This window comes from Synechococcus sp. H55.11 (assembly GCF_047462475.1).
Classification (GTDB): Bacteria; Cyanobacteriota; Cyanobacteriia; order Thermostichales; family Thermostichaceae; genus Thermostichus.
The window spans coordinates 1-12448 of sequence record NZ_JANSJI010000026.1; the positions used below are offsets into that span (position 1 = coordinate 1).

General features: G+C 60.6%; 11 protein-coding genes. 10 read left to right on the forward strand and 1 reads right to left on the reverse strand.

From position 1 onward, the window contains the following. Positions 1-158 precede the first annotated feature (158 nt). The 7 genes from NW853_RS00840 (at position 159) to NW853_RS00870 (ending at position 7989) form a co-directional block, all read left to right on the forward strand. Complete coding sequence (locus NW853_RS00840; protein ID WP_414333212.1) at positions 159-1427, forward strand: bifunctional sterol desaturase/short chain dehydrogenase; 1269 nt, start codon at positions 159-161, stop codon at positions 1425-1427. 185 nt (positions 1428-1612) lie between these two features. After that, a complete protein-coding gene (locus NW853_RS00845) occupies positions 1613-2395 on the forward strand; it encodes a DUF4397 domain-containing protein (RefSeq protein WP_414333210.1) in 783 nt (260 codons plus the stop codon). A 45-nt stretch (positions 2396-2440) separates the two neighbouring features. Beyond that, positions 2441-3241 (forward strand): FAD-dependent thymidylate synthase, encoded by an 801-nt coding sequence (thyX, locus tag NW853_RS00850; protein ID WP_414347198.1) that lies wholly within the window; start codon positions 2441-2443, stop codon positions 3239-3241. A 158-nt stretch (positions 3242-3399) separates the two neighbouring features. Next, positions 3400-4149, forward strand: coding sequence for a class I SAM-dependent methyltransferase (locus NW853_RS00855; protein WP_414347171.1), 750 nt, complete (start codon positions 3400-3402; stop codon positions 4147-4149). A 155-nt stretch (positions 4150-4304) separates the two neighbouring features. Continuing rightward, positions 4305-5741 carry a sugar transferase gene (locus tag NW853_RS00860; RefSeq protein ID WP_414347173.1) on the forward strand — a complete coding sequence of 479 codons (1437 nt, stop codon included), beginning with the start codon at positions 4305-4307 and terminating at the stop codon, positions 5739-5741. 9 nt (positions 5742-5750) lie between these two features. Continuing rightward, on the forward strand, positions 5751-6548 hold the full coding sequence (gene purC / locus NW853_RS00865) for a phosphoribosylaminoimidazolesuccinocarboxamide synthase (protein ID WP_414347175.1): 798 nt from the start codon (positions 5751-5753) through the stop codon (positions 6546-6548). 7 nt (positions 6549-6555) lie between these two features. Continuing rightward, positions 6556-7989: a DUF2157 domain-containing protein gene (locus NW853_RS00870; RefSeq protein WP_414347177.1), complete on the forward strand. Its 1434-nt coding sequence runs from the start codon at positions 6556-6558 to the stop codon at positions 7987-7989. Between the two features lie 12 nt (positions 7990-8001). Here NW853_RS00870 and hemC read toward each other — a convergent pair whose 3' ends face one another. Next, positions 8002-8988: a hydroxymethylbilane synthase gene (gene hemC, locus NW853_RS00875; protein WP_414333202.1), complete on the reverse strand. Its 987-nt coding sequence runs from the start codon at positions 8986-8988 to the stop codon at positions 8002-8004. A gap of 270 nt (positions 8989-9258) precedes the next feature. Here hemC and NW853_RS00880 point away from each other — a divergent pair, with 270 nt between their 5' ends. From NW853_RS00880 to ilvC, 3 genes are all read left to right on the forward strand, one after another. Then, positions 9259-9720: a YlqD family protein gene (locus NW853_RS00880; RefSeq protein WP_414333200.1), complete on the forward strand. Its 462-nt coding sequence runs from the start codon at positions 9259-9261 to the stop codon at positions 9718-9720. A 186-nt stretch (positions 9721-9906) separates the two neighbouring features. Continuing rightward, positions 9907-11364: a glycosyltransferase gene (locus NW853_RS00885; RefSeq protein WP_414333198.1), complete on the forward strand. Its 1458-nt coding sequence runs from the start codon at positions 9907-9909 to the stop codon at positions 11362-11364. A 90-nt stretch (positions 11365-11454) separates the two neighbouring features. Next, entirely contained in the window at positions 11455-12447 is a 993-nt protein-coding gene (ilvC, locus tag NW853_RS00890) for a ketol-acid reductoisomerase (protein ID WP_414333196.1), read from the forward strand. Position 12448: the final 1 nt, after the last annotated feature.

Sequence of the window (12448 nt, forward strand, 5' to 3'; positions counted from 1 at the left end):
GGGATCCCAAAGGCTGCCGTTGGCCGTCTTGCTCGCGGTCTAGGATGGTCTTTATCAACGATCTTTGCGATGATTTTTGAGGGTCGCCAACTGTGTGAGGTCGATGCCAAGAGGCGACGGCGAGCCCAGGATGGTTCGGCTACTGTCGGCAAAGCCCTATGGATGTTAGCAGCGTAACTCAGTGGCTAGCGGTGGGAGCCATTGCCTTGGCTTCCGTCCTTTGGGCGGAGATCGTGCGAGATGTGCGCCATTGGCTGGCCCACCTCTGGCCCTGGCTGATGCCCAAGCACACCCTGCACCACCGCCTGTTCCGCCCCGATCTCAGCGTGGTAGACCCCAAGTTATACCGAGAATCCCAGTGGCACCACGATGTCCCCGAGGCAGCGACGATGGTTCTAGCCGGGATCCCCTGGGTGGTGCTGTTGGGCCAGGGATCCCTCTTCTACGGCCTGGCAGCAGTAGTGGGAGTGCTCTATTCGGCCAGTTTCTGGGTGGCCGGCATGTTGCGGGGCTATGGGCTGGCTCTGCAGACGGATATCACCCACCAGCCGGGGCCTTTCCCCGCTCCCCCCAGCCAGTGGCATGTGAACCGCGCCTACCACTGGCGGCACCACTTCGACGATACCAACGCCTACTTTTGCGGCACCTTGACCTTGGTGGATCGGATTATGGGCACCAGTCTCTCCCTGAAAGGCAAGCGTGTGGCCATCACCGGCGCCTCCGGCACCCTGGGCCGGGCCCTCTTGCAGCACTGTCACCGCTACGGCGCCAAAGTCATCGCCCTCAGCTCCCATGCGGATTCGGTTGCCATCGAAGTGGACGGCCAGCCCCAGCCGGTGGAGACCGTTCGCTGGCAGGTGGGGCAGGAGGGATCCCTGGCCGAACTCCTGGAGCGGGTCGATATCTTGGTGATCAACCACGGCCTCAACGTGCATGGGGAGCGGGATCCCGAGTCTGTCCGCCAGTCCTACGCCGTCAACACTTTCTCGGCTTGGCGGCTGATGGAGCTGTTCTTCCAGACAGTTCGCAACAACCCAGAGATGGCCACCAAAGAGGTTTGGGTGAACACCTCAGAAGCCGAGGTCAGCCCTGCCTTCAGCCCCCTCTACGAGCTCTCCAAGCGGGCCCTAGGAGATTTGGTTACCCTGCGCCGCCTGGACGCTCCCTGCGTGGTGCGCAAACTCATCCTCGGTCCCTTCAAGAGCCAGCTCAATCCCATTGGAGTTATGTCGGGAGATTGGGTGGCCGCCCAGATCCTGGCCCAGGCCAAACGCGATTGCCGCAACATCATCGTTACCATCAACCCCCTCACCTACCTGCTTTTCCCGCTGAAAGAGTTGGCCGTCAGCACCTATTTCCGCTTGTTCAGCCGCCGCTCTTCTCGCCCAGTTCTTCTTGATCCTGTCGCCGGGATCCCTTTGATTTAGGGGGGCCGGCAAATCCTGCCCGGCTCTATGGCATCAGGCGCAAAACTGGGGTAAGACAAGAGCAGGTTCTTTGGCGTCAGTGGAGGGGATCCCTTGCGCCGAACCGAACTTTTGGGGAGCGAGAGGGCCCTTCTGCTCGATCCCTACTGAGCGTTGGGTGTGAGGAGTGGGAGTGAGCATAAACTATGGTGCGACAGTGGGTGAGCGCAGTCCTCTGCGTGGTGGGTGGGGCTTTAATGCCGGGGCTTTTGTCCGGCTGTGCCATCCCGATGCCTTCGGCATCTGCGGGAGTTTCTGAGGTCCAGGTGCGCTTGGTGCATGTGGCCCCCAATGCCCCTCGGATCGACTTGGAAGTGGGAGGGGTAAGGGCTGCTCGGAGCATAGCCTACGGCGCGGTGAGCGAGTACGTGCGCATGCCGGCGGGCGAGTACGACATTGTTTTGTTTTCAACACCTGAGAACCCCGGCCAGCCCGCAAGTTCTCAGGACTCCGTTCCGCTAGCGCGAACGGTTGCGGCCAGAACTGTGGCTAACCTCAGGGGCGGGGGAGTGTTCTCGGTGGTGGCTGCCAACGAGCCAAATCGCATGACAGCCCTGGTATTGGAAGACAACATCCATCCGCCGTTTGATCAAGCCCTGGTGCGGTTTGTCCACGCCGCCCCTGATGCGCCGGCCCTGCAATGGCAAGGGGAGCAAGGGCGGGTGCTGCTGCCCCAGTTGGCCTTCGGACAAGTATCCACCTTTCAAGCCATGCGCCCCGGCTTTACCCAAATTCAGGTGGCCATAGCTCCTTCAGCCCCCGCGCCAGGTGTGCAGTCGGCTCCCAGCCGGAGCATTCCCTTGCAACGGTTTGACCTCCAGTTAGAGGCGGGGAAAGTCTATACCCTTTACGTGGCGGGGCTGATGCGCAGCAATCCGGGCTTGAACATGGTGCTGGCAGAGGAGACGCGGGCCCGCCGCCTTCTCTAGGTGTCTTCCCTCTATACTTTGGGGAAAGGGTACGGCTTTCTGACAGTGGATGCCTTATTTCAAGTGGTGGTGCTTAGCCAAACTCCAGATCCCGAACGGGTGATCTGGCAGGCGATGCACCAAGATTACAGCCCCGATTTTGTTACCCCAGAGGGCCGGATCCCGGAAAAGTATGGAGAGGCCGTGGTGCGGCATCTGCTGGAGGGCAATCGTGGCCACTATGGGCCTCTTGAGCACCCTCAGATCACGTTTGGGGTGGGCTATTTTCCCCATGCTGTCATGCAACAGGCCCGTACTCATCGAGTGGGAGTTTCTTTCGACGTTCAATCTTTTCGATATACAGGCCGGCAAATTGCCGATTTGGGCAAAAGACTCTTGTCTGCGCCTCGGAGCACCAACGAAACCGCTGCTCTTGCCGACAAAACCGGCGCGGAGCCCTCGTTATCTTTGCAAGAGTTGGAAACTCTGTTTTACGTTCCTGCCAGCGTCAAAGAAGGCAAGGCCAAAACCCGCCAAGGCTTCAAGCCCATCTCTCCCGAGGCCCTGAACATCATTCTTGAGCAGTATCGCAGTCAGGCCATTGCCTATTATCGCCTGGTCGAAGAGTGCGGATTGCCTTATGAAGATGCTCGTAACATCATCGGCTACGGGATCCGCCAACATTTTGTAGTCTCTTTTAATTGCCGCAGCTTGATGCATTTTCTGGATTTACGAGCTAAAGAAGATGCCCAGCGAGAAATTCAGTATCTGTGTGAACTGATTTGGCCCCACTTTGAGGCCTGGTGCCCCCACGTGGCCGCCTGGTACCGCAAAAATCGCTGGGGCAAGGCCAGGCTTTCTCCTTGAAACCTAAATCGCGTAAGCGGGACGGAGTTCTCTAACACCGGAAAAGTATAGGATAAGGTCATCTTTCGACCCTCACCCCCAACCCCTCTCCCCTCGTGGGAGAGGGGAGCAAGGGATCAACTAACAAGCTGTTTCCCAATATTTGGAACGACTATTGTATGGATCCCAAAGCTTATGAACAAATGGCAGGCCTAGAGAATCGACATTGGTGGTTTGTGGGCCGCCGCCGCATTCTCAGGCAGGTTATTGCCGGGATCCCTCTTCCGCCCGCGGCTTGTATCTTGGAAGCCGGCTGTGGCAGTGGCGGCAACCTAGAAATGTTGTCTCAATTTGGCCAAGTCTGGGCCATGGAAAGAAGCGAAATAGCATTGCCTTTGGCCCGGGCCCGCGGCATCGGGATTGTGGAAGAAGGTGAATTGCCGCATCGGATCCCTTTTGGTTCCCAGCAATTTGACCTTATTGCCCTACTGGACGTTTTAGAACATTTGGAGGAAGACAAAGCAGCTCTGGAAGCTCTCATCCAGAGGTTAAAGCCATCCGGCTACATGGTGATCACGGTACCGGCCTACCCCTGGCTGTGGAGCGCCCATGACGAGCTCAATCACCACAAGAGACGCTACACAGCAGCACAACTTCTCTCTTTACTCAAGAGTGCCGGCCTGCAAATTCATACCTTTACCTTTTTCAACAGCTTTCTCTTTCCATTAGCAGCAGGGATCCGCCTAGCCCAAAAGAGCCTTCGCCTCAAGGAGAAGCAGGATCTAAACATGCCCTCGCCTTGGATCAATTGGCTTTTAACCGAGATTTTTGCTGCGGAAGCCTATTTAATTTCTAAGTTCTCCCTACCCTTTGGCCTGTCTTTATTGGCGGTAGCCAGCCTTAAGAAAATTGCTCCTCTGAGAAACTGAGCCTCTTAATCCTCAACTTCTCGCCGTTATTACCAGTTTTTTCAGTCAACATCGATTTTGCCGTTCGCGCTAGCGAGACGGAGTCCTTGCATCCTCAAATGGATAACCTTTTCTGTAGGATTGTTTCCAGTCTTAACTGCTGGAGGAGATAGCTCTTGGCCAATCGCGCTGGCGGGACGGGTTTCTTTCGCGGCTACACCCTGAGCTTGGATCCGCATCGCCTATGGGTGCCCTTGGCTTGTTTGGGGGATGGGCTCTGTATTTGGCTGGCTTTTGGGGCAGGCTACTGGCTGCGCAGCTTGCGCCCCCACCAGCTTTTGCCCTGGGATGTTTATGCTGGCCTGGGGTTGCTGACTGCCCTTAGCTATTGGGGCGTTCAGGCCGGCTTGGGAGGATACGGCGAATCGAAGCGCCTATCTCGCTTTGAGGAATGGGCCAGTTTGCTGCTGGGGCTGGGGGTGACCTTTGGCTTGGTGTTGGCGGGGGCCTTTTTCGTGCGCTCCGTCTCGCTGTCGCGCTTGGTGGTGGGCTATGCCAGCCTGCTGGCCCTGCTCGGCTTGACGGGGATGCGGGCGCTGCTGCGGCTGGGCATGGGTTGGCTGTATGCCCACGGCCAGGGGCGGCGACGGGTCATCTGGGTGGGATCCGGCCTGCTCTTGGCTGAGGTGCTGGAGCGGCTGGAGCGCTGCCCAGCCTTGGGGTTTGAGATTAAGGCTTGGGCCGTGGCCGGGGATCCCTCGGCGCCAGAACCAGAGCCTTTGCAGAAGCTGGAGCGGCTGGAGCCCAGCCACCTGGTGGCCTATGTGCAGGCTCACCCCGAGATCGAAGAGGTGTGGTTTGGGCAGCCGGAGCTGGCCAATGCACCTCTGTTGCTCAGCTTGCAGGCCCTGTCGGTGCAGGTGCGGCTGGTGCCAGATATCCTCGGTTTTTTGACGGTGAACTTCAGCCTCCAGTCCCTGGACGGGATCCCGCTGCTGACGCTGCGCCAGCCCCCTCTGCGCTACGCCCACAACCGTTTCCTCAAGCGAGCGGTAGACATCCTAGGGGCCTCCCTGGGCCTGGTGTTGCTCAGCCCCTTATTTTTGGTCATCGCCCTGCTGGTGGCCTGCAGCAGCCCCGGCCCCATCTTGTATTGGCAGGAGCGGGTGAGCTTGGATGGGCGCCGCTTTTGGATTGCCAAGTTCCGCACCATGCGGGTGGATGCCGAGGCAGCCGGCCAGCCGGGCTGGACGCGCCCCGGGGATCCGCGCCGAACCAAGATAGGAGCCTTTTTGCGCCGCACCAACCTGGACGAGCTGCCCCAGCTTTGGAACGTCTTGAAGGGGGAAATGAGCCTGGTGGGCCCCCGCCCGGAGCGGCCCTACTTCGTGGAGCAATTTAGCCAGGAGATCCCCAAGTATCCGGATCGGCATTTGGTGAAAAGTGGCCTCACCGGCTGGGCTCAGATCCACGGCCTGCGGGGAGACACCAGCATTGCCCGCCGCACCCAGTATGATCTCTACTATGTGCAAAACTGGTCTCTGTGGCTGGATCTGCGCATCCTCGCCATTACCCTTTGGCAAGGGATCCGCGGACGGCTGACCGGCTATTAGGGGTTGCCCATGCCATCCTCGCCCACGTCCCCAGAGCTCCTCTACGAGGGCAAGGCCAAGCGGGTCTACCGCACCGCCGATCCCCAGGTTTACCTCTGCCAATACAAAGACGACGCCACGGCCTTCAACGCCCAAAAGCGGGGATCCATCGCCGGCAAAGGGGAGGTCAACTGCACCGTCTCCAGCCGGGTGTTTGCCTACCTGGCGCAGCAGGGCATCCGCAACCACTTTTTGGCCCAGACCGGCCCCCGAGAGATGCAGGTGCGCGCCCTGCGGATCCTGCCCTTGGAAGTGGTGGTGCGCAACCGCACGGCCGGCAGCCTCTGCCGGCGCCTAGGCCTGGAGCAGGGCCTGCCCATCGAGCCGCCGCTGGTGGAGTTTTACTACAAAAACGACGCCTTGGGGGATCCCTTGGTAACCCCCGACCACATCCGCCTGTTGCACCTGGCCACGCCAGAGCAAGTGGAGAAGCTGGGATCCCTGGCCTTGGCGGTCAACACTCACCTTCGCCACTTCTGGCGGCGCTGCCGGCTGGAGCTGGTGGACTTTAAGCTGGAGTTTGGCCTGGACGAGCAAGGGGAGATCTGGCTGGCGGACGAGATCAGCCCCGACACCTGCCGCCTGTGGGATCTAGAAGGGACTGAGCCGCGGGTGCTGGATAAAGACCTCTTTCGCTTTGATCTCGGCGATCCGGCAGCCGGCTACCAAGAGGTGCTGCAGCGAGTGCTCCAGGCTACCGATCCCAATCTCCCCTCTCCCTCTGGGAGAGGGGCCGGGGGTGAGGGCTGGGAGAGGGGCAGGGGGTGAGGGTGCCATGACTTCTCCCCGCTCCTCTGGCCCCGACGACCGCTTCCGCCGCCAATTGGCCGACCTGTTGGACACCTGGGTGGAGCAGGGGCTGATTCAGCCGGCGCAGCGGGATCGCCTGTGGGAGTACTACCAACTCGATAGCTTGCCGCGAACAGCCGCCAGCCGCTTTACCCTGTTGCTGCTGCTGTTGGGCGCCGTGCTGGTGGGCTTGGGGGTGATCTCCTTCGTGGCTGCCAACTGGGACGCCATTCCCCGCTCGGCCAGAGCCTTGGGATCCCTGGCCCTCACGGTGGGACTGCAGGTGGCCGGCTTGCGGCTCTGGCAGCAGGGATCCCCGCGCTTGGGCAGCGCCCTATTGATTGCCGGGGAGCTGGCCCTGGGAGCCGCCATTGCTCTGATGGCCCAGTGGTTCCAAATGGGGGGATCCCTGGCGGGCTTGTTCTTGGGCTGGGGGCTGGGCAGCTTGGCCGTGGCCTACAGCTTGTTCCACACCCCCAGTGGCGTCTTGGCCTGCCTTTTGTTCGCCCTGGCGGGGGTGACTGCCGTCTGGGAAGGGGGCACTGCTCTCGACCCTCTCTACCCCTGGCTGGCCCTTGGTCTCTTGCTGCCCCTTGCCTACGGGTGCCGCTCCCGCTGGATCTTTGCCCTGGCTTTGGTGGACTTCGGCCTGGCGCTACAAAGGTTGGCAGAGCGCTGGGACAGCTCTGGAGAAGGCTTGACCCTCTGGCTGCTGCTTGGCCTTGCCGTTGTCTGGGGGCTGGGCTTTTGGCACCAACGCCATGGTTACCGGCTAAGCCGGATTTTGACCGGAGAAAATGGCCAGGATGGCGAGCAGGAGCAAGGCTTGGATCTGATCCCGACGGCGGAGGGCCTGGCTTTGCTGGGGCTGGGTTTCTTGCTCTACGTCTGGAGCTTCCGTGACCCCTGGGACTGGGATCCCGACCCCTCACCTCTGTTCCAAGCTGTGGATCCCTGGGCAAGCTTGTCGGCGGCAGGGTTGCTGCTACTGGCCGGCTGGGGCTGGTGGCAGGGGTGGCAGGCCAAGAGATCCCAGCCCATTTCCGCCTGGCTCAAGGATGCCGTCGTTTTCCTCTCCCTGATTACCCTGGCCCTTTTGCTGGTGATCAGCAATGCTGTTTCTAGGAACTTGACCTCAAGAGTGGCCCTGGCCTTCTTGGCCCCCTGGATCCTGACCCTGCTGCTGGTGGGATTGTCGGCGATCCTCTGCTGGGAAGGGTTGCAGCAGGGGCTGCGGGGGCGCTTCTGGCAGGGGCTATTGGGCCTAACCCTGGTGGTGCTGACCCGCTTTTTCGAGTACGAGACCGGCCTCTTGGCCAAGTCGGCGGTGTTGGTGGCCTGCGGGATCGGCGTGATCTGGGTGGGGCTGAAGGTTGAGCAGCGGCTAAACCGATCCCTACCGCCGGCTCCGCGACCCTGAAAACCAGGCAGTCTAGCGGCGAGCCTGGGCAAAAATGGCCTGCAGGATTTCGTCGGCCCCCTGTTGCTTCAGCTTTTCCGCCAGGGAGATTCCCACCGCTTCCGGAGCGGCAGTGGATCCCGTTTGGGTATCGCGGATCAGCCGTCGCCCCTCTAGGTCGGCCACCATGCCGGTTAGGTGCAGCTCTTCCCCCTGGACTTGGCTGTGGACGCCGATGGGCACCTGACACCCTCCCTCCAGCGCCCGCAAGAAAGCTCGCTCGGCCAAACAGCGGGCTGTGGCCTCCCCATCGGCCAAGGGTTGAATGAGCTCCAGGATCCGCTCGTCCCCCTGCCGGCACTCGATGCCGAGGGATCCCTGGCCAACGGCGTACAAGGACACGCTGGGATCTAGCACCTCGTGGATCCGCTGTGCTTGGCCCAGGCGCTTTAGCCCGGCCACCGCCAAGATCAGGCCGTCGTACTCCCCCCGATCCAGCTTGGCCAAGCGAGTGTTGAGGTTGCCCCGCACGTCCTTAAACTGCAGGTGGGGAAAGGCGTGGCGCAGTTGGGCCAGTCGCCGCAAAGAGGAAGTGCCGATCACCGTCCCTGCTGGTAGGGTGGCCAGGTGGTAGCCGCGCAGCTCCTCCCGCACCACCAAAGCGTCCAGAGGATCCTCCCGCCGGGTGATGGCCCCCAACACCAAGCCTTCTGGCAAGCGGGTGGGCAAATCCTTGAGGCTGTGCACCGCCAGGTCGCTGCTGCCGTTGAGCAGGCTAACCTCCAACTCCTTGGTAAATAGGCCCTTATCGCCGATTTTGGCCAGCGCCACATCCAGGATGATGTCTCCCTGGGTGGAAAGGGTGTGCAGCTCTAGGGGCAACCCCGGATGGTGGGCCTGCAACTGCTCCATGACCCAGTGGGTCTGGGCCAAGGCCAGCTCGCTTTTGCGGGAGGCGATCCGCACCGGCCGGGCAGCCCCAGCCGAGGGTTGCCAGGGAGTTGAGGCCAGTTCGCTCATGGCTGCTGCAAAATCCGAGAACACCGTCTTTCACGCTAGCCGAATCTGCGCCGCCGCAGGGCAGCGGCCTTCAAGATCCTTAACCAAAACCGCCATTTCCCCCCAGCCGAGACTTTACTGCGGGGATCCCAGCCAGTAGGATAAATAGATGGATTCTCCGGCTCGGCGGGGGAAAATTCGTTCTGTTGAGCTCCTCTTCCCCAAACCCAGAGCTTTTAGGGGAGATTTCTACAATCCCAGTTTGGTTGGTCGTCTGCCTGGATAGGTTCTATGGAAGAAAACAACGTCAGCAACGGCACTCAGCTACTGCTTAAGCGCAACATCCCCATCAAGGTGGTGGTCACCCCCCTTTGGAAAAAGGAAATGCAGGAGCAATTGGAGCGGCAGATCGAAGCCACCGATGCTCAGATGCAACAACTGGAGTTTCAGGGCAAGCGGGCCATTGCCGAACTGGAAAAACAGAGCTCTAACCCCAACAGCCCCCAAGTCCTCCAACAGGTGGAAGCGGTGAAAAGCCGCGTGAATGAGCAGAAGATCCGGCTCTTGGATCAGAAAAATCAACTGTTGCAACAGATCAACCAACTGACCACCCTGGAGCTCAACCAAGAAGTGCTGCAGGGCAACGTGGAGAGCTTCTTCCGCGTCCAAAAAGGAGACAACCTGATCCAGAAAATGCAGGTCGAGATCCTCCTGGAAGATGGGGTGATCAAGGAGATTCGCGGCAACCCCTAGGCTCCTCGCCTCTTGCCGGAGAACCGGAGCTAGGGATCCCCAACTTTTCTCGCCTGCAGAAACTCAAGAACTCTGTTTCGCCGGCACAATAGGTGACAATAAGTAACAGCCTCTTAACAGCCTTCGGAATAAAGTCCCGATAGGTTGGCGGGGGTGGTTAACATTGGCGCCCGTGGGAGGATTCCTGTGTCTGAGTTCGTCTGGTCAGAGCCGGAGCCCCTTGAGGATCTGCATCTTCCCGACTGGCTGCTGACCTCGGCCCAACGCCGCCGCCTCAAGGCTCTGCTGGTTCTGGCCATGGTGTGGGGAGTCGTCAGCCTAATGCATGTGCTGCCGACAGCTCGCTGGATCACCATGGGGTTGGCCACGTTCATGGTGATCCACATCAGTCGGTTATTTCGTCTGCAGCCGGCAGCCTCCCCGCCCCCCCTGCGACTTCCTTCTGGCGACGTGACCTGCCGGGATCCTGGATCAACGGATAAGGGCTCCGTCCCACCGAGGCAGCCGGATGCGGAGTTGAGTGGGCTGGCCCTGCCCCGCGTGGCCGTTTTGATCCCGGCCAAAAACGAAAGCGCAGTGCTCCCGCGGCTGTTGCACAGCTTGACCCAGCTCCGCTACCCCACCAGCCATCTGGAGCTGTGGGCCATCGACGACAACAGCAGCGATGCCACCCCTGACGTTCTGCGGGAAGCCCAGAAGCAGATCCCGCACCTACGGGTCTACCGGCGGCAGCCGGGGCAAGGAGGAGGCAAATCTGGTGCCCTCAACGAGGTATTGCCCCTGACCCAAGGAGAGATCATCCTGGTCTGCGATGCCGATGCTGTGGTGCCCTCCGATTTTCTTGTCCGCACTCTGCCCTTGTTTGTTCAAGTGGGAAGGACTCCATCCCGCTTGCGCAGCCGTTTCAGCAGACGGGCAGTGGGCGCCGTTCAGGTGCGCAAGGCCCTGGGCAACCCCAACGTCAACTTCTGGACGCTGGGCCAGGTGGCGGAAATGGCCTCCGATGCCTACTTGCAGCAGCAGCGGGTGGCCGTAAGAGGTATTGGCGAGCTACGCGGCAACGGCCAATTGGTGCGGCGAGATGTCTTGGAAAAGTGCGGTGGTTGGAACGAGGCCACACTCACCGATGATCTGGATCTCACCTTTAAGCTGCACCTGGCGGGCGTAGATATTGCCTTCTTGACGGAGCCGGCCATTGTTGAAGAAGGAGTCACCTCCTGGAAAAGTCTCTGGCATCAGCGCTGCCGCTGGGCGGAAGGAGGCTATCAGCGCTATCTCGACTACTGGCCGGGGATCCTCGGTCGCCGCATGGGCATGGCCAAAACGGTGGATCTCTGGGCCTTTTTTATTTCTCAGTATCTGCTGCCGATGGCCTTGGTTCCCGATACCCTCTGGGTGCTGTTGACAGGCCACTCTTCTGTGCTGCTGCCTTTGAACGCCCTGGTGATGGGCTGCCTGACGGTGGCCTTTTACCGGGGGCTGCGTCACGTGGAAGGCTTGCGCGGACGGCAGCTTTGGTGGCACACTGCCCTTGGCTTGGTCTACATGCTCCACTGGCTGCCGGTGATGATCGCCACAACCGCTCGCATGTGTGTGCAGCCCAAGCGCCTGAGGTGGGTGAAAACCGTTCATCACGGAGTCTGATCTGGGCAACTGGAGTGTTCAGGGATCCCTTGGTTCCTGCTATCCTAGTCAAGCACCTGCTCACAAGACACCCAGTACCCCTGCTCGACCATGGCTCGCCTCTACTACGACCCCGACGCCAACCTGGAGCTTCTGGCCGACAAAACCGTTGCCATCATCGGCTATGGCAGCCAAGGCCATGCCCACGCCCTCAACCTGCGCGACAGTGGTGTCAACGTCCTCGTCGGCCTCTATCCCGGCAGCCCCTCTTGGCCCAAAGCGGAGCAGGACGGGTTGACGGTCAAGACCGTAGCAGATGCTGCGGCTGCCGCCGACTGGGTGATGATCCTGCTGCCCGATGAGGTGCAAAAGGCCGTTTTCCAGAGCGAGATCCGCCCGCATTTGCAGCCGGGGAACGTGCTCCTCTTTGCCCACGGCTTCAACATCCACTTTGGGCAGATCCAGCCGCCGGCAGATGTGGATGTCATCATGGTCGCCCCCAAAGGCCCTGGACACTTGGTGCGGCGCACCTACCAAGAAGGTCAAGGGGTGCCCTGCCTGTTTGCCGTCCATCAGGATGCCTCCGGGATGGCGCGGGAGCGGGCCATGGCCTACGCCAAAGGGATCGGCGGCACGCGGGCCGGTATTTTGGAGACCAGCTTTCGGGAAGAGACGGAAACGGATCTCTTTGGGGAGCAGGTGGTGCTCTGTGGCGGCCTCACGGCTCTGATCAAGGCGGGGTTTGAGACCCTGGTGGAAGCGGGCTACCAACCGGAACTGGCCTACTTCGAGTGCCTGCACGAAGTTAAGCTAATCGTGGATCTCATCGTCGAAGGTGGCCTGGAAAAGATGCGCCACAGCATCTCCAACACGGCAGAGTACGGCGACTACACCCGTGGCCCCCGCATCATCACGGAGCAAACCCGCGCCGAAATGAAACGGATCCTCGCCGAGATCCAAAGCGGTCAATTTGCCCGCGAGTTTGTCTTGGAAAACCAGGCCGGCAAGCCAGGGTTTACGGCGATGCGCCGCCGCGAGGCGGAACACCCCCTCGAGCAGGTGGGCAAGGAGCTGCGGGCCATGTTCAGCTGGCTGAAGAAATAGG